24 protein-coding genes and 1 pseudogene are annotated in these 23,058 nt (G+C 53.9%); 13 read left to right on the top strand and 12 right to left on the bottom strand.

Annotated elements, in window-relative coordinates:
• Window position 1: 1 nt before the first annotated feature.
• The 11 genes from IMCC3135_RS29050 to IMCC3135_RS29000 form a co-directional block, all read right to left on the bottom strand.
• On the bottom strand, window positions 2–271 hold the full coding sequence (locus IMCC3135_RS29050) for an HPr family phosphocarrier protein (protein WP_088920765.1): 270 nt from the start codon (window positions 269–271) through the stop codon (window positions 2–4).
• Complete coding sequence (gene rapZ, locus IMCC3135_RS29045; protein WP_088920764.1) at window positions 268–1,128, bottom strand: RNase adapter RapZ; 861 nt, start codon at window positions 1,126–1,128, stop codon at window positions 268–270. The genes IMCC3135_RS29050 and rapZ overlap by 4 nt, the downstream gene beginning before the upstream one ends.
• Window positions 1,125–2,168, bottom strand: coding sequence for an HPr(Ser) kinase/phosphatase (hprK, locus tag IMCC3135_RS29040; RefSeq protein WP_088920763.1), 1,044 nt, complete (start codon window positions 2,166–2,168; stop codon window positions 1,125–1,127). The genes rapZ and hprK overlap by 4 nt, the downstream gene beginning before the upstream one ends.
• Window positions 2,168–2,752 carry a PTS sugar transporter subunit IIA gene (locus IMCC3135_RS29035; protein WP_088920762.1) on the bottom strand — a complete coding sequence of 195 codons (585 nt, stop codon included), beginning with the start codon at window positions 2,750–2,752 and terminating at the stop codon, window positions 2,168–2,170. The genes hprK and IMCC3135_RS29035 overlap by 1 nt, the downstream gene beginning before the upstream one ends.
• A 126-nt stretch (window positions 2,753–2,878) precedes the next feature.
• Window positions 2,879–3,196, bottom strand: a complete 318-nt coding sequence (gene hpf / locus IMCC3135_RS29030) for a ribosome hibernation-promoting factor, HPF/YfiA family (protein WP_088922147.1) — start codon at window positions 3,194–3,196, stop codon at window positions 2,879–2,881.
• Window positions 3,197–3,406: 210 nt separating this feature from the next.
• Window positions 3,407–4,945, bottom strand: a complete 1,539-nt coding sequence (locus IMCC3135_RS29025) for an RNA polymerase factor sigma-54 (RefSeq protein ID WP_088920761.1) — start codon at window positions 4,943–4,945, stop codon at window positions 3,407–3,409.
• Between the two features lie 244 nt (window positions 4,946–5,189).
• Complete coding sequence (gene lptB, locus IMCC3135_RS29020) at window positions 5,190–5,933, bottom strand: LPS export ABC transporter ATP-binding protein (protein ID WP_088922146.1); 744 nt, start codon at window positions 5,931–5,933, stop codon at window positions 5,190–5,192.
• Window positions 5,934–5,947: 14 nt separating this feature from the next.
• Window positions 5,948–6,448: a lipopolysaccharide transport periplasmic protein LptA gene (gene lptA, locus IMCC3135_RS29015; protein ID WP_088920760.1), complete on the bottom strand. Its 501-nt coding sequence runs from the start codon at window positions 6,446–6,448 to the stop codon at window positions 5,948–5,950.
• Between the two features lie 53 nt (window positions 6,449–6,501).
• Complete coding sequence (gene lptC / locus IMCC3135_RS29010) at window positions 6,502–7,080, bottom strand: LPS export ABC transporter periplasmic protein LptC (RefSeq protein ID WP_088920759.1); 579 nt, start codon at window positions 7,078–7,080, stop codon at window positions 6,502–6,504.
• A 7-nt stretch (window positions 7,081–7,087) separates the two neighbouring features.
• Entirely contained in the window at window positions 7,088–8,062 is a 975-nt protein-coding gene (locus IMCC3135_RS29005; protein WP_088920758.1) for a KpsF/GutQ family sugar-phosphate isomerase, read from the bottom strand.
• A gap of 38 nt (window positions 8,063–8,100) precedes the next feature.
• Window positions 8,101–9,105 carry an MlaA family lipoprotein gene (locus tag IMCC3135_RS29000; RefSeq protein WP_088920757.1) on the bottom strand — a complete coding sequence of 335 codons (1,005 nt, stop codon included), beginning with the start codon at window positions 9,103–9,105 and terminating at the stop codon, window positions 8,101–8,103.
• 219 nt (window positions 9,106–9,324) lie between these two features.
• On the opposite strand from IMCC3135_RS29000, the gene IMCC3135_RS28995 reads away from it, so the two are divergent.
• The 10 genes and pseudogenes from IMCC3135_RS28995 to IMCC3135_RS35355 form a co-directional block, all read left to right on the top strand.
• Entirely contained in the window at window positions 9,325–10,173 is an 849-nt protein-coding gene (locus IMCC3135_RS28995; RefSeq protein ID WP_088920756.1) for an ATP-binding cassette domain-containing protein, read from the top strand.
• Entirely contained in the window at window positions 10,170–10,943 is a 774-nt protein-coding gene (mlaE, locus tag IMCC3135_RS28990; RefSeq protein ID WP_088920755.1) for a lipid asymmetry maintenance ABC transporter permease subunit MlaE, read from the top strand. The genes IMCC3135_RS28995 and mlaE overlap by 4 nt, the downstream gene beginning before the upstream one ends.
• Before the next feature lie 20 nt (window positions 10,944–10,963).
• Window positions 10,964–11,428 carry an outer membrane lipid asymmetry maintenance protein MlaD gene (gene mlaD / locus IMCC3135_RS28985; protein WP_088920754.1) on the top strand — a complete coding sequence of 155 codons (465 nt, stop codon included), beginning with the start codon at window positions 10,964–10,966 and terminating at the stop codon, window positions 11,426–11,428.
• 47 nt (window positions 11,429–11,475) lie between these two features.
• Complete coding sequence (locus tag IMCC3135_RS28980; RefSeq protein WP_088920753.1) at window positions 11,476–12,078, top strand: MlaC/ttg2D family ABC transporter substrate-binding protein; 603 nt, start codon at window positions 11,476–11,478, stop codon at window positions 12,076–12,078.
• Entirely contained in the window at window positions 12,075–12,371 is a 297-nt protein-coding gene (locus tag IMCC3135_RS28975) for an STAS domain-containing protein (protein ID WP_088920752.1), read from the top strand. The genes IMCC3135_RS28980 and IMCC3135_RS28975 overlap by 4 nt, the downstream gene beginning before the upstream one ends.
• Before the next feature lie 203 nt (window positions 12,372–12,574).
• Window positions 12,575–13,837 (top strand): UDP-N-acetylglucosamine 1-carboxyvinyltransferase, encoded by a 1,263-nt coding sequence (gene murA / locus IMCC3135_RS28970; protein WP_088920751.1) that lies wholly within the window; start codon window positions 12,575–12,577, stop codon window positions 13,835–13,837.
• Window positions 13,834–14,490 (top strand): ATP phosphoribosyltransferase, encoded by a 657-nt coding sequence (gene hisG, locus IMCC3135_RS28965; RefSeq protein ID WP_088920750.1) that lies wholly within the window; start codon window positions 13,834–13,836, stop codon window positions 14,488–14,490. Before murA ends, hisG begins: the two co-directional genes overlap by 4 nt.
• Before the next feature lie 59 nt (window positions 14,491–14,549).
• A complete protein-coding gene (locus IMCC3135_RS28960; RefSeq protein ID WP_088920749.1) occupies window positions 14,550–15,608 on the top strand; it encodes a 3-deoxy-7-phosphoheptulonate synthase in 1,059 nt (352 codons plus the stop codon).
• A gap of 138 nt (window positions 15,609–15,746) precedes the next feature.
• A complete protein-coding gene (locus IMCC3135_RS28955; RefSeq protein WP_088920748.1) occupies window positions 15,747–16,394 on the top strand; it encodes a methyl-accepting chemotaxis protein in 648 nt (215 codons plus the stop codon).
• 9 nt (window positions 16,395–16,403) lie between these two features.
• Window positions 16,404–18,134: pseudogene (locus IMCC3135_RS35355) on the top strand (M12 family metallo-peptidase); the annotation flags it as partial.
• Between the two features lie 509 nt (window positions 18,135–18,643).
• Here the strand turns inward: IMCC3135_RS35355 and IMCC3135_RS28945 are convergent.
• Entirely contained in the window at window positions 18,644–19,915 is a 1,272-nt protein-coding gene (locus IMCC3135_RS28945; protein WP_157736341.1) for a S1C family serine protease, read from the bottom strand.
• A 450-nt stretch (window positions 19,916–20,365) separates the two neighbouring features.
• On the opposite strand from IMCC3135_RS28945, the gene petA reads away from it, so the two are divergent.
• From petA to IMCC3135_RS28930, 3 genes are read left to right on the top strand one after another with little or no spacing between them, the layout of a single operon-like run.
• Window positions 20,366–20,929, top strand: a complete 564-nt coding sequence (gene petA, locus IMCC3135_RS28940) for a ubiquinol-cytochrome c reductase iron-sulfur subunit (RefSeq protein WP_236994846.1) — start codon at window positions 20,366–20,368, stop codon at window positions 20,927–20,929.
• The gene (locus IMCC3135_RS28935; RefSeq protein ID WP_088920744.1) at window positions 20,926–22,167 is read left to right on the top strand and encodes a cytochrome b; all 1,242 of its coding nucleotides are present in this window, start codon (window positions 20,926–20,928) and stop codon (window positions 22,165–22,167) included. The genes petA and IMCC3135_RS28935 overlap by 4 nt, the downstream gene beginning before the upstream one ends.
• The gene (locus IMCC3135_RS28930) at window positions 22,164–23,045 is read left to right on the top strand and encodes a cytochrome c1 (RefSeq protein ID WP_236994685.1); all 882 of its coding nucleotides are present in this window, start codon (window positions 22,164–22,166) and stop codon (window positions 23,043–23,045) included. Before IMCC3135_RS28935 ends, IMCC3135_RS28930 begins: the two co-directional genes overlap by 4 nt.
• Window positions 23,046–23,058: the final 13 nt, after the last annotated feature.

Raw genomic sequence — 23,058 nt, 5'->3', positions numbered from 1 at the left:
GCTACTCCTCTTCGTCAAAGCGACGATTGATCAAATCGACGACAGCCGCCAATGCCTCCTGTTCATCGTCGCCGTCGGCGGAGACGGTTACATTAGAGCCAAAACTGGCGGCCAGCATCATGACGCCCATGATGCTTTTGCTATTGACGCGCTGGCCTTCTTTTTCGATGTCTATGCTGGCAGAGAAAGATGATGATAGTTTGACCAGCTTGGCTGCCGCTCGCGCATGCAGGCCCAGTTTGTTGACGATCTCGAGTTCTTGCTGAATCATAATTCCCGGTGCCGTCTGGAGACGTTGTTGCGTTCCTGTGCAAAATGATCGGCCAGTCGATCAACCAGATAGACCGAGCGGTGGCGACCACCGGTACATCCGACCGAAACGGTCAGATAGGCACGGTTTTCTGCTTCAAACAGTGGCAACCAGCGTTGCAGATAGTTGCGAATTTCAGTGAACATATCCTCTACATCTGGTTGTTCCTGAAGAAACTTGATGATGGGTTTCTCACGGCCAGTGAAACGGCGCAAGTCCGGTTCCCAGTGAGGATTGGGCAGGCAACGCACATCAAACATGAAGTCGGTGCTGGCTGGCGTGCCATGTTTGAACCCGAAGGATTGGAAAGTCAGGGCCAGGCCGACTTGGGTCTTGCCCAATATATAGGTGCGGATGAGATTGCGCAGCTCATGCAAATTCAGAGCTGAGGTGTCGATGACGAGCTCAGCATCGTCCTTGACCGGTTCCAGCAGGCGTGCCTCTTCGTCAATCGCGCTGATCAGTGGTAAATCCTGACTGCTCAGTGGGTGCTTGCGGCGAGTTTCAGAAAAACGGGTGACCAGACGAGTGCGATCGGTATCCAGAAACAGGACTTCAACTTCGGCATCTTGCCTGGCACGCAGCTCCTTGAGCAGCTTCAGCAGGTTGTCGGCTGATGCGCGCTCACTGCGCATGTCGACGCCAATAGCCAGTTTGGAGTAAAGCTCAGAGCCACTGGCCAGCAGCTTGTCGATGAATTCGGTCAGTAAAAAGGACGGTAGATTGTCGATACAGAAAAAACCTTCATCCTCCAGAGTATGGAGTGCGACGCTTTTTCCTGAGCCCGACAGGCCTGTGACTATCGTCAGACGCGTCATTGAGGTGTCTCCTTGTCAGAGGTAACGTCGGTACCTGATTTTGGGGGAAGTGGTGCGCTGGGGCGCAGTCTGTATTGCCGGGAGGCCAGGGCGAGTGCCCGCTCCTGCTTGCTGACCAAGTCTCTGGATGCACTATAACCGCCTGCACGCAGAATCTGATCTCGGATCGCAGCTTCGACCAGGACCGCCATGTTACGTCCCGGTGCCACTGGAATAGTGCGTTTGGGGACCTTGACGCCCAGTACCAGACGAGTTCCGGTCGGTTCTCCAATGCGATCTCCGGCGATGGCCGCCAGATCCTTGTTGAAATCCTCGCCACTGACCGGTTGCAGATGCACGATGCATCGCAGGATCTTCCGGGCCCGAGTGTGTGCATCACCGTACATCAGGGCAATGTTGAGGACGCCAAGACCGCGCACTTCCAGAAAATCCTGCAGCAGTGGCGGACATTGGCATTCCAGAGTGCCGGGTGCTATACGGGTGAATTCAGGGGCATCGTCGGCGACCAGTATATGGCCACGGCTGATGAGCTCCAGAGCCAGTTCACTTTTGCCGACGCTGGCATTTCCGGTGATAAGGACCCCGGTGCCATGAACGTCCATCATCACGCCATGAATGATTTCGCGCTCAGCCAGCAGTTGCGTCAGCAAAAACCGCATGCGGCTGTGTAATTGACTGTAATCCGCTGTCGAGCGTATCAAGGCGATGCGTTCGCGCTCAGCCAGCTCAATGATGCTCGGCGGCGCAGGCAGAGAATCGGAAATCACGATCATGTCGCAGGTATTGGGCAAGGAATACTCGAAGCGTGAGGTATCCAGCACCGAGGTTTCGTTGAACAGCCGCACTTCAGCCGCGCCCAGAAGCTGGATTCGGTTGGGACTGTTGAAATTCAGCGGCCCGAGCAGTCGCGGACGTTCTCCGGGGGCCAGGTCGCGTGTCAGCATGCGCGAGCTTGCATCGTGACCGGCCGCCCAGCTCAGATCCAGATCCTTGCCAAGTGCCTGTACCGCTTCACCAACGGTCAGTTGTCGTGATGACATCAGTCTGTTGTAGGTGGCAGAGAGGCCAGGTGTGCGTAGAGGTTATTTGGCTCGACAAACCCGCGCAGAGAGGTGCGTAGTGCCTCATCGCTGAAGCGGCGCGCCAGTTGAGCCAGAATCTTCAAGTGTTCATCGTTGCAGTGTTCAGGGACCAGCAGGCCCAGTACCAGATCGACAGGCTGACCATCAGCGGACTCATAGTCAACGCCCTGGTTGAGGGTCACAAGCGCGGCTATAGGTTCCTGAATATTGCTGAGTCGGCTGTGGGGGAGGGCAACGCCGTGGCCCAGACCGGTACTGCCAAGCCGTTCGCGGCTGATCAGTGCGTCGAGTATCTGCATGTCACTGAGGGTTTCTGGTTCACCCTCGTTTTTGCTGCTTTGTTTGCGTGACAACCTGACCTTGCGGGTGCCAGATTTGCTTTCGTTGGTGTCGTTGTCGGCTAGGGCTTCGGCATCACTCGCGCTCTTTGCTCTGAGTGATTCGCCCAACAGCTCTGCCAGTGTCTGCAAAGTGCGCTTTTTGCTCTGGATCTCGCACTGACAACGTATACGCTCGGGTTCGAGCAGATCGGATAAATCCATGGTGTAAAAGTTTGGCCACACTTTTTGTCTCAGAGATCCTGCAGTTTGCACTGTTACAGGAGCTTTGAGTGATTGCGAAAGCGCTATTGTGCGCTCTCGCAGATCGGATTAAAAGCGTCGGATGGATTATTCAGGGATTGCGGTGTCACCCGTGCGTCGGTGAGTCTTCATTTTTTCCTTGTGCCGAATCAGCTGTCTGTCCAGTTTGTCCGTCAACAGATCAATAGCTGCGTACATATCCGGCTCGGTGGTATCTGCGTACAGCTGGGTGCCAGAAACCTTGATGGTGGCCTCAGCTTTCTGTCGGCTCTTCTCCACGGTAAGAATCACGTGGACCCCGAAGAGGTTGTCAGAGTGGCGCTGGAGGCGTTCCATCTTGTCATTCACATAGTTGCGCATCGAGCTGGTGACATCAACGTGGTGACCGGTTACGGTTAAGTTCATGGGCATCTCCTGGTGTTCAACAAAGGGTTCAACTTTGGAATGCGAGAGTCCGCAAGGACCTCGCGGAATGTCAGGACCGTTGCCGGCCCCATACGAACATATAGACAGATGTCGGCAACCCCAATGCCCCACTTAACCCCGGGTCGACTTGCTTCGGAGTGGTGTTTGAAAGGCTTTTTGGCAAAGGGTGCTGTAGAGTCATAAAATCTTTCAGTTCAAACGTTTACGCTCATTTGATGGCGGAATTGCCATGGATTCACGATACTTGGCAACGGTGCGACGCGCAACCTGTATTCCCTCTGCGACTAACGTACTGGCAATCTTACTGTCAGATAACGGTTTCGTAGCGTCCTCCGCGGCGATGAACTTCTTGATCATGGCGCGTATGGCGGTTGCCGAGCATTCGCCGCCGTTGGCGGTGGAGACGTGACTTGAGAAAAAATACTTGAATTCAAAAATACCGCGTGGTGTATGAATGTATTTGTGGGTGGTAACGCGTGAGATGGTGGACTCGTGCAGGCTCAGTTGTTCGGCAATATCGCGCAAGACCAGCGGTTTCATGGCCTCGTCGCCGTATTCCAGAAAGCTGCGCTGACGCTCGACGATAGCGGTGGCCACACGAATCAGCGTCTCGTTGCGGCTTTGCAGGCTCTTGATGAACCAGCGCGCTTCCTGCAGATGGTTCCGCATGAAGTTGTTATCGTCACTTTTATCAGCACGTTTGACCATACCGGCATAGAGGGCGTTGATACCCAGTTTGGGGGCAATGTCAGGATTTAGTTCAACACGCCAGACGCCTTTGACTTTCTTGACGAAAACATCAGGCACGATATATTGATCGTGATCATTGACCAGCTGCCGGCCGGGGCGAGGGTTGAGGCTGCGAATCAGGGCGATGGCCTCTTGCAGTTGCTCCTCGTTTACCTTGAACAGGCGGCGCAGGCGTGCAAAATCGTGTGCTGCCAATAGCTCCAGATGGTCTTTGACAATGCCCAGAGCATTGGTTCTGATAATGGATTCAGGCAGTTGCATCAGTTGGATGGTCATGCACTCACTGGCATCACGAGCACCGCAACCGGGTGGGTCCAGGTGCTGCACAAGATGCAACACGGTTTCAAACTCATCTGCGATGAACATCAGGTCTTCATCAATGATGTCGCGGTTCAAACCGTCAATCAGGATGTCGACATCGTCTATCAGGTAACCGTTATTATCGATAGCATCGATAATGGTCTCGGCAATTTCCTGATCTCTTTCGGATAGTGGGGCGAAGCGGATCTGTTCGTTGAGGTGGTCCTGAATGCTGGCAATTCCGGCATTGTGGAATTCGGTGAAGTCGCGCGATTCACCGTCGCTGCCAGAGGTGCCTGTGCTGGAGGGGGAGGCTGAGTCATAAACATCATCCCAGACACTATCAACGGGCAGGTCTTCGGGCATGATGGTGTCGTCCTGGCCCTGTGAGCTTTCACCTGCCAGTTCAACCTCTGTGGCTGATTGCTTCTGCTCGGCCGCCGCCGTTTCAGCTTCTCGATTGGCTTCGCGCGTTTCGCGTGATTCGTTGGCCAGGTCGGCCTCGCGGGGCTCAGCGCCTTCGTCATCTTGCATCTCGAGCATGGGATTGCTGTCGAGAGCGGTCTGAATTTCAGTCTGCAGTTCAAGTGTCGACAATTGCAGGAGCTTGATTGCCTGCTGCAGTTGTGGCGTCATGGCCAACGACTGGCCCATCTTGATTTGCAGTGACTGTTTCATCGTGGGTGTCCGGTTGATTGCGGTCTTTGACAGATATAAAACTGCCACCGAGCCTTGGATAGACGCAATAATCCCGCCGCATTCGACCATTGCGTTAAAAACTTTAGTTACAAACTGGAAATAATTATTTTCACAGTAAATTCAATCACAATTACAGCTGGATATCGGCGGTTACATCAGGCAACTGTTGCCTGATTTTTGAGGGCTGCATTGGTTATTACCACCAGCAGGTTCAACAGCGTTATCAGATTTTGAAGTTGTCACCCAGATAGACGGTACGTACTTCTTCATTGGCGAGAACATCCGCCGGACTGCCTTCGGCAATCAGCTTGCCGTGGCTCAGGATATAGGCGCGGTCACAGATACCCAGAGTTTCGCGGACATTATGATCGGTAATAAGTACGCCGATGTTGCGCTCCTTGAGGTGCGTAATAATGCGTTGAATGTCGAGAATCGAGATGGGGTCGACACCGGCAAAGGGTTCGTCCAGCAATATGAATCCGGGATCGGCTGAAAGTGCCCGGGCTATTTCCACGCGACGTCGTTCGCCGCCAGACAGGCTGATTCCCAGGCTGTCCCTGATGTGTGAGATCTGCAGTTCTTCGAGCAGTGCTTCAAGGCGATCCTGCCGATCTTCCCGGTTGAGCTCCTTGCGGGTTTCAAGTATTGCCAGGATGTTCTGACTGACGGTCAGTTGGCGGAAAACCGAAGCTTCCTGTGGCAGATAACCCACACCCTTGCGGGCTCTGGCGTGCATCGGAAATTCGGTGATGTCCTCACCATCCAGAATAATGCTTCCCTGGTCCGGTTTGACCAGTCCCACAACCATGTAGAAGCAGGTGGTCTTGCCGGCACCATTGGGGCCGAGCAGGCCGACAACGTCGCCACTGTTGACCGACAGGGACACCCCTTCAAGGATGCGGCGCTTCTTGTAGGCTTTGAAGAGCTCATTGGCAGCCAGTGTGCGTCGCACCGGCGTCTCTGTCATGTCAGTTGGAAGTGTCACTCGTCAGCGCTCGTGGGTGGCTGAATCTGAATGCTGACGCGGCCCGATTTGGGGCCACCCTCTGCGCTGACCTTCTGTGTTCTGGCGTTAAAGGTGATGCGTTCGCTGACCAGTTCCTGTTTCGGCTGGCTCAAGGTTGCACTGCCTTCGAGTGTCAGTACACCTGCCAGAGCATCGTAGGAAATACGCTCTGCCTGGCCACTCATCAGTTCGCCGGCCTCGTTCTCTTGTTCGAAGCGGATGGGTGAGCCGTTGCCGGTAATCGTGCTCAAGGCATTGTTTTTCAATAAAATGGCAATGTGGTCAGCGGTTATACGCATGCTTCCCTGAGTAATTTCGACATTTCCAGTGAGAGTCTGGGTGCCGGCCACTTCGTCGAATTCAGACTTGTCTGCCTGTACTTCGATTGGCTGGGCAAGATCATTTTCGCGTGCCAGAGCCGGATTGAGTAGCGCTGCGTAGATGCATAGCAGCGTGCTCAGGAGCAGCCTGCTCATGAAAGATGACCTTGATTGCGAGGAAGTCTGTTTTTGGTTTTCATGTTCAGGTTTCACGGGCCAGGTACCTCGTAGCGTCCGGTGACTTCGGAAAGCAGGGAGAGCTTACCTTGATCAATGGCTGATTTCAGGCCCGTCGCCTGCAGACGCCAGGCCGGCGCACTGATTTCGATGACGGCATCGGTGCTGACCTCATTGGACTCGGTGGCTACCGTCAAGGTGCTGGTACGTATGGTGATCGGGTCGTAGTCCGCTGCAGATCGTTTGACAATAACATCGCCGTGCAGGGTGAACAGGTCTGGGGAGGTGTCAAAAGTGCCGCTATCGGATTGAATCTGCCACTGAGCACCTTCACGATTCAGCTCGACTCGCGGCGCCGTTATTTCGGATCGATCATTATCCGGGTAGTGCGCCAGTGTCTCACCCCGAATCGTATATTCGATCTGTCCCTGTTTGTCATATTTGCGCGAGCGAAAGTCGGCCATGTAGTAGTCCGAGCGGGTCTCGCGCATGTTGATGGTTTCTTCGACATTGAAGATTTCGGGCGCTTCCTCGATAAGATCGACAACCACGACGACCAGTATCAATATTGGGATCAGCAGCCAGTAACGTGAAAGCAGAGTGGAGAACATGTGTGATTCAGACGACCCCGGCAGCCAGTAGGGCGTGCATGGTCACGACACCTTCAAGCTTGTTGTCGGTAACCACGGGTAATGATGTGATGCGTAGTTCCTGCATGCGTGTCACCGCATTGAAAGCCATTTCTTCGCGGGTGATGGTGGCCGGATTGTGGGTCATGATGGAGCTGACAGTCAGGTTGCGGATATCGACATCCCGATCAAAAGTGCGACGCAAATCTCCATCGGTAAAAACCCCCGTGAGCTCATCGTTATCATTGGTCAAAGCCACCATTCCCAGCCCCTTTGATGTGATTTCTGCCACAGCATCCCGCAATGAGGCTGTATCAAGACTGCGCGGGCAGGCTGCGCCTTGTGTCATCACGTCGGCTACCTGAATCAACAAGCGACGTCCCAGTCGTCCGCCGGGGTGTGAGCGTGCAAAGTCTTCCTCGGTAAATCCGCGTGCACCGAGTAGTGCGATGGCCAGAGCGTCACCGAAAGCCAGTGAGGCTGTGGTGCTGGCGGTGGGTGTCAGGCCCAAGGGGCAAGCTTCGCGCTCCACGTGCGTATTCAGGACAATATCTGAAGCCTGTGCCAGCGGTGAATCAGGTTCTCCACAGAGACTGATCAGGGGAATACCCATGCGTCTGATACCCGGTGTCAGTATCAATAATTCTGATGAGCCTCCTGAATAGGAGATGGCAATGACAACATCATCACTGCGAAACATGCCCAGATCGCCATGACTGGCTTCTGCTGCATGAACGAAAAATGCCGGACTGCCTGTGCTGGCCAGAGTGGCTGCCAGCTTGGCACCTATATGCCCTGACTTGCCAATGCCGCAGACCACGATTCGTCCTTTGCAGGCGATCAGTAATTCGCAGGCACGCACAAAATTCTGGTCGATTCGTGATTCTAGTTGTGCAATAGCCGCCGCTTCGACACGGATGACGGAGCGGCCGAGGCTGAGTAGGGAATCAGGGTTGGTGGGCATCGGCTAGTCTGAGTTATCGGGGGCGCAATATGACTCTTCTAGTCTACGGCATCCAGTTCATCGGGCTGGCTCTGTTTATCCAGCGCATCCAGTCGGTCCAGCTCATCAAGCTCGTCTGGTTTGGTGGCATTGTCCAGTGCATCGAGTCGATCCAGTTCGTCCAGTTCGTCCGGCTTGGTGGCATTGTCCAGTGCATCGAGTCGATCCAGCTCGTCAAGTTCGTCCAGCTCATCGCTACCGCCCGGAGCATCGAGCCGGTCCAGTTCATCCAGCTCATCGAGTTCGTCCAATTGATCCAGATCGTCGAAATCATCGTTGTCATATGCGCTGCCGATACGTACTTCGCGCGTGCCTTCCCAGGTTGCTGAACGATGTTGCTGGACCCAGAAATCTCGCAGCGTCTGATAAGGGTCAATGGCATTATCGAGAAACTGGCCGGCCGCCAGCAGGCGTGCACGCAGAGCAATAAGTTCCAGTGCTGTCAACCCGATCAGGGCATCTGAGTTATCCGTCAGGTACGGATCGACATTGGTTGTAAACGTTTCGACAACCAGGCCCGTGCTGGAGCGGCCGTTGGCAGGGCCCAGGAATGGCAGCATCAGATAGGGGCCTTCACCAATACCCCAGACGCCCAGGGTCTGGCCGAATGACTCGTTGTGCTTGACCATGCCGGCACGGGTGCTGAAATCGATGAGCCCCAAGATGCCTGCTGTACTATTGTAGAGAAACCGGCCGGTATCGCTGCCTGCCTGTTTGAATTTGCCTTGCAAGAGGCCGTTAACAATGACATTGATATCGTCAAGGTTGCTAAAGAAGTTATTGACCCCCACCTCTACGAAGTCGGGCAATATGAATCGGTAGCCTTTGGCGACTGGCTTGAGAACTGCATTATCGACAGCAGTATTGAACGCATAAATCTTGCGGTTTGCGTTCTCGAACGGGTCGTAAACGGGCCCAGTGGGCGGGTTACTGGCACAACCTGTCAAATACAGTGCGAGTAACGTGACAAGCAGGAATAACTTTCTGGGTATTGGCTTTGCCATTGGACTGTAGTGTTTGACATCAGTGACGGGGATTCCATGATCATTGTAGCTGACACTGGATGAACGGACGAGGTAACGAATGAACGGACAAGGTAACGAGGTCAGCTGGCGAGAGACTGCCCATTTGTTGCTATTCGTACATGGTTATGTCCGACAGGGTATGACAGGCAAGCTGGTACACTCCCCCCGATTCGATTGCACTTGAGTACCTCAATCAACATGTCTGACGATGGACCGACGCTTGTCCAGATTCGTGACTTGCACTTCTCCCGAGGTAGCAAGCATATCTTCCGTGGTTTGAACCTGGATGTGCCGCGCGGCAAGGTAACCACTATTCTGGGACCGAGCGGCACAGGCAAGACCACGCTTCTGAAGATGATCGGTGGCCAGTTGAAAGCCGAACAAGGCTCAATCACGGTTGACGGGCTCAATGTCGGAAAGCTCAAGCGCTCCGAGCTGTACGAGTTGCGCAAGCGGCTTGGCATGCTGTTCCAGTCAGGCGCCTTGCTGACTGATCTGAGTGTTTTTGAAAACGTGGCTTATCCGTTGCGAGAACATACCGATCTGCCAGAATCCCTGATTTCACATCTGGTGCTCATGCGTTTGCATGCGGTTGGTCTGCGTGGTGCGAAAGATCTGTCGCCAGCCGAATTGTCAGGTGGTATGGCACGGCGCGCTGCATTGGCAAGAGCGCTGGTTTTTGACCCTATGATGATCATGTATGACGAGCCGTTTACCGGGCAGGACCCCATATCCATGGGCGTATTGCTGGAACTCATCAAAACAGTCAATTCAGCACTGGGCTTGACCAGTCTCATGGTCTCGCACGATTTGAAAGAGGCTTTGTCCATTTCCGACTACGCGGTCATTATCTCCGACGGTGTGGTGGTGGAAGCCGGCTCTCCGGCTCAGCTGGAATCTTCCGAGTCAGAGTGGGTCCAGCAGTTTTTACACGGCAAGCCAGACGGGCCTGTCCCGTTCCAGGCGCCGGCGCCCGATTATGCAAGTGAACTTCTGGGGGAATTGCCGGCAACAGCTGCAAAACCGCAGGCTGAGGCGGCGCGATGATCGATTTTCTGCAACGATTCGGGCGCGGCTGGATCAACAAAGTCGAGCGGCTGGGACGCGCAACCGTGTTCCTGGTGCACATGCTGGGTGCGCTGTTTTCTCTTCTCAAACGCCCCTCGCTACTGGTCAAGCAACTGCATGCCAATGGGGTGATGACCCTGTCTATCGTGCTCGTGTCAGGTCTTTTCGTTGGCATGGTGCTGGCACTTCAGGCCTACAACACACTCATTGATTTTGGCCAGGAGAACCGCGTAGGTACGTTGGTTGCACTGACTCTGGTACGTGAGCTCGGTCCGGTTGTAACAGGTTTGCTGTTCGCCGGTAGGGCAGGCTCTGCGATGACCGCCGAAATCGGATTGATGAAGGCAACCGAACAGCTCTCCGGGCTGGAAATGATGGCGGTTGATCCTTACAAGCGTGTTTTTGCTCCTCGCTTTCTGGCAGGCTTCATTGCATTGCCCATGCTGGCCGCCATGTTCAGTGCCGTAGGCGTCATGGGTGGGCATCTGGTGGGCGTGGAAGTACTGGGTATTGATGCCAGTGCCTTCTGGTCACAGATGCAATCTGCGACCAGTTTTACCAGTGATGTCGGTAACGGCCTGATAAAAGGTCTGGTTTTCGGTTTTGTAGTGTCCTGGATAGCCATCTTCGAAGGCGCGGATTGCATTCCGACCTCCGAGGGCGTCAGTAGTGCAACTACCCGAACGGTAGTTTATTCGTCCCTGGCTATTCTCGGCCTGGACTTCCTGCTCACAGCAGTCATGTTCTAGTCAAATTCAAGAGATTTTCAATGAATTCACGTGCAATCGAGGTAATGGTAGGGGTATTCATGCTCCTGTTTTTTGGAGCCATTTTCGTACTGGCCACCAAAATAAGTAACCTCACCAGTTTTTCCAGTAGTGAAGGCTACACACTGGTCGCCAAATTCGAGAACGTCGGTGGGCTCAAGCCCAGGGCTTCCGTTGCCGCCAGTGGTGTGAAGGTCGGAGAGGTGACGAAAATCACTTATGACGCTGAAACCTTCGAAGCTAGTGTGAGTCTGAGCATAGACGAGAAATTCAGCGACACTTTTCCGACCGATACGACCGCTAGCATCTATACAGCAGGTTTGCTGGGCGAGCAGTACATCGGGCTGGATCCGGGCGCAGAAATTGACATGTTGCAAAACACCGATGAAATTACGCTCACACAATCGGCAATTGTCTTGGAAAGGCTTATCGGTCAGGTGCTGTTCAGCCGTTCTGGTGGAAGCTAGTCTGGAAAGACACCGCCATTACTCAAAATTTAAGGAAGAACCCAGGCATGTTTAAAAAGATTCAAGTGGTACTGACGTCACTCATTCTGAGTGTTGCCAGCATGGCCACGTTTGCGGCGGACCATCCTGCTCAGGAAATGGTGGAATCCTCCATTACCTCCATGCTTGATGTTTTGAAGAACGATGGCGACAAGATCGAGTCCGATCCGGACTATCTGCAAAGCAAGGTAGACGAGCTGATCGTTCCTCACCTGGATTTCGATACCATGACCAAACTGGCTGTCGGTAAATTCTGGCGCAGGGCCGATGAGTCACAGCAAGTTGAATTGGTTGAAGAATTCGAAACTTTGCTGCTGAATACCTATACCGGTGCCTTGACCCAATACAGCGGTGAAACCATCACTTTTGATCCTTTCCGACCAGAAGAACGAGAAGATCGTGCTGTGGTTCGCTCAACCTTCACTCAATCCGGCGGTAGCGATGTGCCGGTTGTCTATAAATTGCGTGAAAAGGGTGGTTGGACGATCTATGACATCGAAGTCAATAACATCAGTCTGGTAACGAACTACCGAACAGCTTTCACGAGCGAGATCGGCAAAGGTGGAATTGATGGGCTCATAAAGACGCTCAAGGATCGGAACGCAAAGTGAAGAAGGTTGCTTTTGCGGTAGAGCAGACCGACGAGCTCTGCAAGGTTTCGGGCGATCTGGATTTTACTACTGCCAAAGAAGCTCTGGATCGATTGGGAGCCATGGTGGGCGCCAGCGAGCAACTGCAAATCAGTTTCGAGAACGTGGCGAGTTGTAATAGTGCTGCTTTGGCATTGATGGTCGAGCTCAAGGGGCTCGCCCGACGCGCGGGACACCAGGTAACTTTCAATCAGGTGCCCGAAGGAATCCAGCAGTTAGCCAGGGTCTGTCAGGTTGAAGAAATAATCGCCTGATCTGGCGTGTGATTTGGGCTATATGCCCGAATTCACTGCCTTGGGAAATGCCAGAACAGGTCAAAACGGTCATGATTCATCATGATCGTTACAGGCTTTGTCTTTCCAGCAGGCATTTCCGCAAGCGTGGTCCTGATATAATCAACATCTAGCCAGTCCTGTCATCGTGCAGGAAAGTCTCCTTCCGGCACTGATGAAGATTGATGGACAAACTACTGATAGAAAGCAGCCCGCCGTTGTCGGGTGAAGTACGTATTTCCGGCGCCAAGAATGCAGTTTTGCCCATATTGGCCGCGACACTGTTGGGAAGCACGACTTCCAGTCTCAGTAATGTGCCGCATCTGAACGATGTCACCACGACCATGTCCCTGCTGGCACGGATGGGGTGTGAGATCACGATGGGTGACAATATGCGGGTTGATGTCGATCCTCGCCCCATCAACAATTACACCGCAGCCTACGAGCTGGTGAGCACCATGCGTGCCTCCATCCTGGTGCTGGGGCCGCTGGTGGCCCGTTATGGCGAGGCTGTTGTCTCATTGCCCGGGGGCTGCGCTATCGGCGCTCGTCCGGTCAATCTGCATATAGATGGCTTGCGTGCACTGGGTGCTGAGATCTCCATTGATGGGGGCTATATCACAGCGAAAGCCAGCCGATTGAAGGGGGCGACAATCGCCTTTGAGGTCGTGACAGTCACCGGCACTGAGAACCTGCTGATGGCGGCGACCCTGGCGCAAGGTACGACAGTGCTCGAAAATGCGGCACGTGAACCCGAAGTAGTCGATCTGGCCAATTATCTTATTGCCATGGGCGCAAAAATCAGCGGAGCTGGCACCAGCACCATCACGATTGAAGGTGTTGAAGAATTGCAGGGTTGTGAGTACAGCGTGGTTCCCGACCGGATCGAGACCGGTACCTTTCTGGTGGGGGCCGCAGTGACTCGCGGCAAGATTCGTGTGCTGAACACAGTCCCGGGCATTCTGACAGCGGTGCTGGATAAGCTCACCGAATGTGGAGCAGACATTACTACCGGTGATGACTGGATCGAACTTGACATGCATGGCAAGCGACCGCGCTCTGTGAGCATAACGACCGCACCTTATCCAGATTTTCCCACTGATATGCAGGCCCAGTTCTGCGTGCTCAATGCGCTTGCAGAGGGTACAGCCAAGGTGACCGAAACAGTCTTTGAAAACCGTTTCATGCATATCAACGAACTGCAACGTATGGGAGCGGACATGACTGTTGATGGCCGCTCAGTGACCATTCGCGGTGTTGAGCGTCTGCGTGGGGCACCGGTCATGGCAACCGATTTACGAGCCTCGGCCAGTCTCATACTGGCAGCACTAGTGGCCGATGGCGAAACCACGGTACGGCGCGTCTATCATATTGATCGTGGCTACGAGCGCATCGAAGAGAAATTTCTCCAATTGGGGGCCGAAATCCGGCGAGTACCAGACAAATGAAAACCGATTCGAATCGCCGATTACGTATAGCTCTGTCCAAGGGTCGCATCTTCGATGAAACCATGCCGCTATTCGAAGCTGCCGGTATCCGGCCTTCTGAAGATCCGGAAAAATCGCGCAAGCTGATATTGCCCAGCAGCGAGCCTGACGTTGAGTTTCTCATCGTGCGCGCCAGTGATGTGCCGACCTATGTGCAGCACGGTGGTGCTGACCTGGGCGTGGTGGGCAAGGATGTACTCATGGAGCACGGGGCAGAGGGTGTGCTTGAACCACTGGATCTGCAGATAGCCCGTTGCAAGCTGATGGTCGCAGGCTTTCCGGACACCGATCTGGACTCGAATCGTCGCTTCCGGGTGGCCACGAAGTTCACCGATTGCGCGCGTCGTCATTTCGCCGGCAAGGGACGTCAGGTAGAAATCATCAAGCTATATGGTTCGATGGAGCTGGCGCCTTTGGTTGGCTTGAGTGAATTGATTGTCGATGTGGTGGATACGGGTTCCACCTTGCGGGCCAATGGTCTGGTGCCTCTCGAACACATCTGTGACATCACCTCGCGACTGATCGTCAACCGTGCTTCGATGAAAATACGGCATGCTCGCATCAATGAGATAATCGAGCGTATAGCGAGTGCCATCAAGCCTGTCCCGGTCTAGGTCACGACCCTTTGGCAGTTCCACGGCATTTGAAACGATTTCTATTCAGGTAATATCCCATGACTACTAATACAGACGATCTGCGCATCTCCGGAATGCGTGAACTGCGTGCTCCGATGGAGCTGATCAACCTGCTTCCCGTGAGTGACACAGCTGCGCAGACTGTCACGCGTTGCCGCAGCGATGTTCGCGATATATTGAAGGGTAGTGACGATCGTATGGTCGTTGTTGTCGGGCCTTGCTCGATACACGATCCTGAAGCCGCTCTTGAATATGCTGAAAAGCTGGCCGTTATTCAGCGTTCGCTAGCTGCTGATCTGAGCATCGTCATGCGAGTCTATTTCGAAAAACCCCGAACCACAGTGGGTTGGAAGGGGCTGATCAACGATCCAACCATGGACAACACCTTCAAGATCAATGAAGGGCTGGAAATCGCACGCCGTCTGTTGAGCGGTATCAATGAGATGGGTCTGCCAGCGGGTGTCGAGTATCTCGACCTGATCAGTCCACAATACATTGCTGATCTTGTTGGTTGGGGCGCTATTGGCGCTCGGACCACGGAAAGCCAGGGACATCGTGAGCTGGCCTCGGGTTTGTCTTGCCCGGTAGGTTTCAAGAACGGCACGGCTGGCAGCATGCAGATCGCTGTTGACGCTATTGGCGCTGCTCGAGGTGCCCACAACTTTCTTTCAGTCACCAAAGAGGGCAACTCTGCCATTGTTCAGACGACGGGCAATAACGATTGCCATCTGATTCTGCGCGGCGGTAAATCCCACACCAATTATGACGCCGCAAGTGTCGATGATGCGGGTGCGATGCTGGCCAAGGCAGGTTTACCAGAGCGCGTCATGATTGATTGCAGTCATGCCAATTCGCGCAAATTACCTCAGCGTCAAAGCTATGTGTGTCGCGATATCTGTGCTCAGGTCAGCGCAGGCGATAATCGCATCATGGGCGTCATGATCGAGAGCAACCTGGTCGAAGGTAGTCAGAACCCGGACAGCAAGCCGCTGGTTCGTGGGCAGAGCGTGACTGATGCCTGCCTGGGCTGGGATGACACAGTGCCATTGCTGGAGCAGTTGGCAGAAGCGGTGCAGAAGCGTCGCACTCAAAGCTGATTCTGTTAAGCCTTCCACACTCCCGAAGAGCAGGTCGCTCGAAAGCGTCTGCCAGAGCTTTCGAGCTGTCAAGTAAGCGCTCGTAAAGCCGCTCTGCCCTGTATCGCTCAATGCACTGAGTTTTACAGGGGTAGTTCCATGGCACGTTCTTCTGACGCTCGGTTTCCAATGTCGCTGATTCGCGACAAGAATTTCCAGATGCGTCAGATCCGCAGGGTTTTCCTGTTGAGCCTGTTCTTCATCGTGCAGTCGACTCTGGTGCTCGGTGTGTTCTATTACACCTTTCTCGGCAATCTGGTCGCAGGTAATGCGCCTCTGCTGTTCGCATCGGAAGATATGCGAGCCATGGCAGATTCAGTACCCGATATGGGTAATGTGCTGGGTAAGTGGGTTCTGGTGATGTTGCTGATCAATGGCTTGGTCACGACAGCCATCGCTGTGTACATACTGCGGCGTCTGGGTAGTCCGATCCTGGCCATTCGCCGAGCCTTGAACGAGGTTGGTGATGGTAATCTGGATGTTCGCCTGCGCAGTAACGATGCAAAAGAATTCAGTGAGTTATGTGAAGCTCTGAATCGTGCCATGGAGCAGGTGCAAGGCAAGATCGGAGAGGCGCGGGCACTGACCAGAGTGATCGACACGCTGGAAAATCAGCCGCCGCCGGATGCTGCACAAGTCCACCAGGCCATGGTCGAGTGCCGTGATGTATTGAGTTACTTTGACGGGCCTGTGGCAAGGAATGAAGAGTCCGTTCGTGATGATCAGTCCGGCCAACAGCAACGGTAGGCTGTGATCATGGATTGTTACGCGCCATTAAAAGACTTCGCTGTTGGCTGCAAGGGGAATCTGTTTGCCTCGATAGTGGGAATCATGCTGATCATGCCTGGTTCTGGCGTACAGGCAGCCAACGATGACGGGCAGGCTGCGCTGGCCTATGAGGCTGCGCTGGAACAGATTGAACAACAGGAGTACAGCGCTGCATTAGCCAGTTTGCGTCAATTGCAAAGGCGCTACCCGGCATTTACCGAGATGGCGTCGGTGCAGACGCGAATTGCCGTATTGCAGGAATCCTCTGACGCTGGCCAATCACTGCCGGTTTTTCTACGGGCGTTATCCTTGCGTGATGCAGGCGATATGGAAGCGGCATTGCAGGCACTGGATACCATTGCCTCGGCGGATCCTGCTGGCACCTTGACTGATGATGCCTTGTATATCTCCGCCTATCTGCAGGTGATGGATCGCTATGACTTCAAGTCAGCTCGCAGCGTTCTGGCTATTCTGGAACAGCGGTTTCCGGATTCTGCATATTCTGACTCAGCCTATTACCTGGATGCCATCGCACTGGAACAATTGGGTGAAACCCAGCAAGCCAGAGAGAAACTGGTGGAACTCAGAGCCCGTCATACGGCGCTGGATCTGCCTATGAACTTTCGCTGGCCACGTGGTAGCGTGCTTTCCAGATACTGGTTTGATCGGGCCGATCGACGGCTGGCGATTGTCGATCAGCGATTGGCGAGCGCCAGTCAGCTGGGTTCTGTTGAGGAACAATCGGATGGAAAATTGCGGCTCGCGGTCAATGTGGATGGTGTTGATATGCAGTTGCTGTTGGTGCCCAGCCCTCTGACCGGCAAGACACAGTGGCTGGATAGCAGCCTGGCTAGCCAGCTACCACCGGCAATCGGTATTTTTGATGGAGTGGTGGAGGGTATGCCCAATAGCTGGGTCCGCCTGATACTGGAAAAGGACTCGATGACAGGTGTTGTCAATATAGACGGCCAGCAGCATCGTTTGCAGCCTGCCAATCTTATCGGCACGCTCGATTATTATCAGCCAGTGTCGAAAAAAATTGATCCTCTGAATGGTATGCACTCCGATCTGGCCGATTCCGTACAGGGGCTGGATGCACTGGTGGCTCCGGCTGCCACGCCTGTGTCAGGCCTGCAAACGCGCGCGCGGGATGTAACCACTGATATACGGGCTGTAGCGGTGTCAATTGTGGTGGATAGTCAATTTGACCGTTATTACGCAGGTGGCGGTATGGCGGCTGCCCTCAACAGTCTCAATATTGCCGATGGTGTTTACCGGGAGTTGGGGCTGGCTCTGACGCTGGATGAGGCGCTGACTTTTGCAGAAGCGTCGGATCCCATGAATCTGGGAACCGTCACACTGGAAAGTATTCTGCGCTCATTTCGCGATTATCGGCTTGAATACAGCACGCTGTTTGCCGATAGTGCTCTGACCTATCTATTTACTGGTAACCCTAAAAGCGATGTGACCCTTGGATTGGCATGGATAGACACCGCCTGTCGTCTGGATGGTTACGATGTGGGGGTTACCACACCGAGCACGTTTGGCGATGTGCTGCTCACGCATGAGTTGGGGCACTCATTGGGTGCCAAGCATGATACGGATACCGAATGCGATGATAATTCGCGCTCACTGATGTGGCCCAATATCTCGAGTCGCACAGAAATCGAATTTTCCCAATGCAGCAAAACCAGTGTGCTGCAATCTCGCGCCAAAAGTTGTCTGGAGAATAGCGTCAACCTGAGTCTGTCGGCAGCATCAGCCGGTTCCAGTCTGGTGTTTGAAATGTTCAACCCGGATGGTTCGCTGACGCTGGATGCGCAGCTGCTGGTTGAAACCAGCGCGCCAGATCAACTGATCTGGCCGGCAGGCTGTCAGGCGCAGACACCGACCAGCTCTTTGTGTTACATCAGTGAATTATTGCCTCTTGAGCGTCGTTCTCTGGGTTTTGAAGTCAGTGATGCCTTTCAGAGCAGTGACGCGCCGGTCACCGCCCAGCTGGTGCCACTGGGTCTGCTTGAGCTCCAGTCATCGGACAATATTGCAACCGCTTCGCCAACAGGTGGCAGCTCGTTGACTCATCTGTCTGTCGTCGCTGAACCCTTGGCAGAAAGCCAGACATCAGATACCTCGACTGAGGACTCTGCAGTGAGCAGCCCGAGTGCGGCGAAAGAGGGTGGGGGTGGTACCAGTTGGTGGTGGTTGGCAAGCCTGGGGTGTGCGTTAGTCTATCGAGGTTTGCTGGTTCCAAGATCCGGGCGTGTGCCCAGTTCAGGCGTCATCTCTAGATTTTCAAGATCGCCCTTGTCCGTTGCATTGCCCATGCTGTCCTCATCAGGGTTGCGTAGCACGGTCAATACGACAGGGGTGCCCGGAGGTTCCCGTGATATGGCCAGCAGCAATTGAGTTGCACTGCTGATTGGCACACCATTGATGGCTGTCACCACATCCAGAGGGTGCAGACCTACCCGGCTGGCCGGGCTGTCGTCAAGCACGCCGATGACAACCGCGCCTCGCTCAATCTTGCTGGCCAAGGCTGGAAACATGCTCAGATCTTCGACCCCAATGCCCAGCCAGCCGCGTGCAACAGAGCCATATTCGATAATCTGCGGGACGACTTGTGCGAGCAGGTCTGCCGGAATCGAGAAGCCGATACCTACAGCTCCGCTGTCACCGCGAAATACGGCCGTGTTGACGCCAACCAGTTGTCCGTAGGGATTGATCAAAGCGCCACCGGAGTTGCCGGGGTTGATAGCAGCATCAATCTGGACGAAGTGCTGCCAGACGCTACCGCCGGCTATACGTCGTCGGGTTGCGCTGACAATGCCTTGTGTAACAGTCTGGCCAACACCAAAAGGGTTGCCGATGGCCAGAACAACATCGCCAACTCGCAGCGGTGGTGCGTCATCCAGAGCAACGAAGGGCAGGTTGGTTGCAGCGATTCTGACCACCGCCAGATCGGTTTCTCTGTCACTGCCGATCAGGATGGCCGGATACCTGCGGCCATCGCTGAGTACAACAGTAATGCGGTCCAGCCCTTCCACCAGATGCAGGTTGGTCAGAACCACGCCGTCGGCGTCCACGATGACCCCCGAACCTTGACTGCCGGCGGTGCGTTCCGCTTCTTGAGAATTTTGGTCCAGGGTCGACGAGCTGGCGTAAAGACTGACTACCGAAGGTGCAACTTTCATGATTCCTTCGTGATAGCTGATGACTCCGGTCGTAGGCATGCCCGAATATGGCAGAATGCCAGTATCGTCCGGGCTTACCGGTGTCGAGCCAGCAGCTTGCGGAGGTGGAGTGTTATTCAGCTTATCGACAACAGTCTTTGCCGGCGGCGTAACAGAGGCGGCGGCTTTGACATGATCCGAATAGAACTTCGACGTTGTTGCGGAAAGGCTCTGTCTCAGCTCTGGCAGGGATTTTCCAGAGGACAACCATCCGCCTACAAGGATGCCTGCACAGATGCACAACAAAAAGAAAGGGACTCTGCGAGTCAAGGGTACGGGCTCCTGCAGCAGACAGCCAACTGGCCGGAAACGGGACAAATACAAACGTCATGTTAACGGCAAAATCTTCTGATTACTGCCTTCAAAGGCATGCCAGCTTCGATGAATCGCAGTTTTCGACTGCCATTCGTACCCTGAAGTCGAGTAACTCGCCAGCACAATCACATCCTTGTGATAAAATCAGGGGTTGTCAGTGGCCCGTAAAATGCTCCTTGCCGGCTTATTGTTGCGTTAGCCATTGATTATTGATAAACAGCTGCATGCCCGCCCGCCCAGCATTGCAGGCTGCCACGAATTCGATTTACCTGGAGATATCGCATGAGTGCGAATGACCGGAAGACCACTGACCAGCATGCGTCGGCAGATGGCTCTTCTAAAAGCAATCCGGCTGCAGTAGAGTCATCTGTAGCCGATCATGTCGCTGATCCCAAGCGCCGGCGCATGCTGGTAGGCGGGGCTTCTGTTATTGGTGGCTTAGGTGCAGTCTCATTGGTTGTGCCTCTGCTGGGGTCCATGTTGCCTAGTGCGAGAGCCAAGGCCGCTGGCGCCCCCGTGCAGGCTGATCTGAGCAAGCTCGTTACTGGCCAGCTGCTGACCGTCGAATGGCGCGGCAAACCTGTCTGGGTCGTGAAGCGAACCGAGGAGACCTTGAAGCATCTGGATGAGGATACTGAACGTCTGTCTGATCCAGCTTCGGACGTAGAGTCGCAGCAGCCTGAGTATGCCAAGAACACTCCTCGCTCCATCAAGCCGGAAACTCTTGTTGTCATTGGTATCTGTACGCACTTGGGCTGTTCGCCCAGTTATCGTCCTGATATCGCCCCGGCAGATCTGGGCGCAGACTGGGATGGTGGTTTTTTCTGTCCTTGTCATGGTTCGAAGTTCGATCTGTCAGGTCGCGTCTACAAAGGTGTTCCAGCACCAACCAACCTTGAAGTTCCGCCATACCGCTATGTGGACGACAACACCATCATTGTGGGTGAAGATTCAGGAGTGGCGGCATGAGCACTAATACCGACAAGCAAGGTGGCAATGCCCTGATCGGCTGGATTGATGAGCGTTTCCCGCTCACCAAGATGCTCGAAGAGCACATCACCAAGTACTACGCACCCAAGAACTTCAACTTTTGGTACTACTTTGGCTCTCTGGCCATGCTGGTACTGGTCATACAGCTGGTCACGGGTATCTTCCTGACCATGAATTACAAGCCTGACGGCAATCTGGCGTTCTCTTCTGTTGAATACATCATGCGCGATGTCAACTTCGGTTGGCTGATCCGCTATATGCATTCAACCGGCGCATCGATGTTCTTTGTCGTGGTCTATCTGCATATGTTCCGGGGACTGATGTACGGCTCCTACAAGAAACCACGTGAGTTGCTGTGGGTCTTCGGAATGCTGATTTATGTTGCACTGATGGCCGAAGCGTTCATGGGCTATTTGCTGCCTTGGGGTCAGATGAGTTACTGGGGTGCGCAGGTCATCATCTCTCTGTTCGGTGCCATTCCTTTTGGTATCGGTGATGCACTGACAATCTGGCTGAAGGGTGACTACATCGTCTCGGATGCCACTCTCAACCGTTTCTTTGCATTACATGTCATTGCAGTGCCATTGGTACTGGTGTTTCTGGTTATTGCTCACATCATGGCTCTGCATGAAGTCGGTTCCAATAATCCAGACGGTATCGACATCAAGAAGAACAAGAATGCTGAGGGTGTTCCGAAGGACGGTATACCGTTCCATCCTTACTACACTGTCAAGGATCTGATGGGTACGGTCGTATTCCTGATCGTCTTCTTTGCAATCGTCTTCTTCGCACCTGAGATGGGCGGCTACTTTCTTGAACATGCCAACTTTGTTCCGGCGGATCAGTTCAAGACGCCTGAGCATATTGCTCCCGTCTGGTATTTCACACCGTTCTACGCCATCTTGCGCGCAGTTCCGGACAAGCTTGGTGGTGTTATTGCCATGGGTGGCGCAATCGTCGTGTTGTTTCTCGTGCCTTGGCTGGACCGTAATCCGGTTCGTTCTATCCGTTATCGGTCACTGGCGTACAAGGTACTGCTGTTCACCTTTGTCACCGCTTTCGTCATCCTGGGATACATGGGCATGCAGTCTCCGACACCAGTCGGCACTCTGATTTCACGTATTTGCTCATTGATCTACTTCGGTTTTTTCATTGGTCTGTTCTTCGTCAGTAAGTACGAGAAGACAAAGCCTCTACCTGAGAGGGTTACATCGTGAATGATCACCATATTTCGCGACGACAGCGTGCGCATGAACAGGCTATCCGAATGCAGGCACAGGGAGGACGTGTGAAGGTGTTGAGCAAAACCGACGAACCCGGAAAGATTCAGCGTCTGCTGGTTCTGACCGCTGCGGCAGTGCTTGTCGCTGGCTCATTGCTGTATGTGACTGAATCTCGTGCGGCAGGTGCAGGTGTGCATCTGGAATCTCCGCGTATTGATCAGAGTAATGACAAGTCTCTGCAGCGCGGTGCTGCAGCGTTCGTCAATTACTGCATGGCTTGCCATACTGCTGGCTATCAGCGTTACAGCCGATTGGCTCAGGATGTTGGTCTGAGTGAAGAGGATGTCGAAAAGAACCTGATCTTCACGACAGACAAGTTGGGTGAGCCGACCAAGGTGGGTTCTCTGATGACCAACAACATGACTACCGATTACGGTAAGCAGGCTTTTGGTGTTGTTCCTCCCAACCTGTCGCTGACGGCACGTTCGCGTGGTGTTGACTGGATTTACACATACCTGAAGTCGTACTACGTGGATCCCGAAAAGGCGACCACCGGCGTGAACAATCTGGTTTATCCAGATACGGCCATGCCACACGTATTGTGGGATCTGCAAGGTCTGCAAAGTCCTGTGTACGGCGAGGAAGCTCACGGCTCTCGGCCAATCACTGGTCTTGAGCTGACTCAGGAAGGTTCCATGAGTCCTGATGAGTACGATGATCTGGTTGCTGACATCACCAACTTCATGGCTTACGTGAGTGATCCGATCAAGGAGACTCGTCACAGGGTTGGAATGTGGGTCATGCTGTTCCTGTTTGGTCTTCTCGGTGTTACGTATCTCCTGAAGAAGGAATACTGGAAAGACGTCGTCTAAAGTATTACGACAG

It is taken from the genome of Granulosicoccus antarcticus IMCC3135 (assembly GCF_002215215.1).
GTDB classification, from domain to species: domain Bacteria; phylum Pseudomonadota; class Gammaproteobacteria; order Granulosicoccales; family Granulosicoccaceae; genus Granulosicoccus; species Granulosicoccus antarcticus.
This window is presented reverse-complemented; position numbering and strand designations above follow the sequence as displayed.

What these genes read in the sequence shown, in the direction of transcription:
- IMCC3135_RS29050 (WP_088920765.1), bottom strand. Translation starts at nt 271, where the DNA reads ATGATTCAGCAAGAACTCGAGATCGTCAACAAACTGGGCCTGCATGCG.
- rapZ (WP_088920764.1), bottom strand. Translation starts at nt 1,128, where the DNA reads ATGACGCGTCTGACGATAGTCACAGGCCTGTCGGGCTCAGGAAAAAGC.
- hprK (WP_088920763.1), bottom strand. Translation starts at nt 2,168, where the DNA reads ATGTCATCACGACAACTGACCGTTGGTGAAGCGGTACAGGCACTTGGC.
- IMCC3135_RS29035 (WP_088920762.1), bottom strand. Translation starts at nt 2,752, where the DNA reads ATGGATTTATCCGATCTGCTCGAACCCGAGCGTATACGTTGTCAGTGC.
- hpf (WP_088922147.1), bottom strand. Translation starts at nt 3,196, where the DNA reads ATGAACTTAACCGTAACCGGTCACCACGTTGATGTCACCAGCTCGATG.
- IMCC3135_RS29025 (WP_088920761.1), bottom strand. Translation starts at nt 4,945, where the DNA reads ATGAAACAGTCACTGCAAATCAAGATGGGCCAGTCGTTGGCCATGACG.
- lptB (WP_088922146.1), bottom strand. Translation starts at nt 5,933, where the DNA reads ATGACAGAGACGCCGGTGCGACGCACACTGGCTGCCAATGAGCTCTTC.
- lptA (WP_088920760.1), bottom strand. Translation starts at nt 6,448, where the DNA reads ATGAGCAGGCTGCTCCTGAGCACGCTGCTATGCATCTACGCAGCGCTA.
- lptC (WP_088920759.1), bottom strand. Translation starts at nt 7,080, where the DNA reads ATGTTCTCCACTCTGCTTTCACGTTACTGGCTGCTGATCCCAATATTG.
- IMCC3135_RS29005 (WP_088920758.1), bottom strand. Translation starts at nt 8,062, where the DNA reads ATGCCCACCAACCCTGATTCCCTACTCAGCCTCGGCCGCTCCGTCATC.
- IMCC3135_RS29000 (WP_088920757.1), bottom strand. Translation starts at nt 9,105, where the DNA reads ATGGCAAAGCCAATACCCAGAAAGTTATTCCTGCTTGTCACGTTACTC.
- IMCC3135_RS28995 (WP_088920756.1), top strand. Translation starts at nt 9,325, where the DNA reads ATGTCTGACGATGGACCGACGCTTGTCCAGATTCGTGACTTGCACTTC.
- mlaE (WP_088920755.1), top strand. Translation starts at nt 10,170, where the DNA reads ATGATCGATTTTCTGCAACGATTCGGGCGCGGCTGGATCAACAAAGTC.
- mlaD (WP_088920754.1), top strand. Translation starts at nt 10,964, where the DNA reads ATGAATTCACGTGCAATCGAGGTAATGGTAGGGGTATTCATGCTCCTG.
- IMCC3135_RS28980 (WP_088920753.1), top strand. Translation starts at nt 11,476, where the DNA reads ATGTTTAAAAAGATTCAAGTGGTACTGACGTCACTCATTCTGAGTGTT.
- murA (WP_088920751.1), top strand. Translation starts at nt 12,575, where the DNA reads ATGGACAAACTACTGATAGAAAGCAGCCCGCCGTTGTCGGGTGAAGTA.
- hisG (WP_088920750.1), top strand. Translation starts at nt 13,834, where the DNA reads ATGAAAACCGATTCGAATCGCCGATTACGTATAGCTCTGTCCAAGGGT.
- IMCC3135_RS28960 (WP_088920749.1), top strand. Translation starts at nt 14,550, where the DNA reads ATGACTACTAATACAGACGATCTGCGCATCTCCGGAATGCGTGAACTG.
- IMCC3135_RS28955 (WP_088920748.1), top strand. Translation starts at nt 15,747, where the DNA reads ATGGCACGTTCTTCTGACGCTCGGTTTCCAATGTCGCTGATTCGCGAC.
- petA (WP_236994846.1), top strand. Translation starts at nt 20,366, where the DNA reads ATGCTGGTAGGCGGGGCTTCTGTTATTGGTGGCTTAGGTGCAGTCTCA.
- IMCC3135_RS28935 (WP_088920744.1), top strand. Translation starts at nt 20,926, where the DNA reads ATGAGCACTAATACCGACAAGCAAGGTGGCAATGCCCTGATCGGCTGG.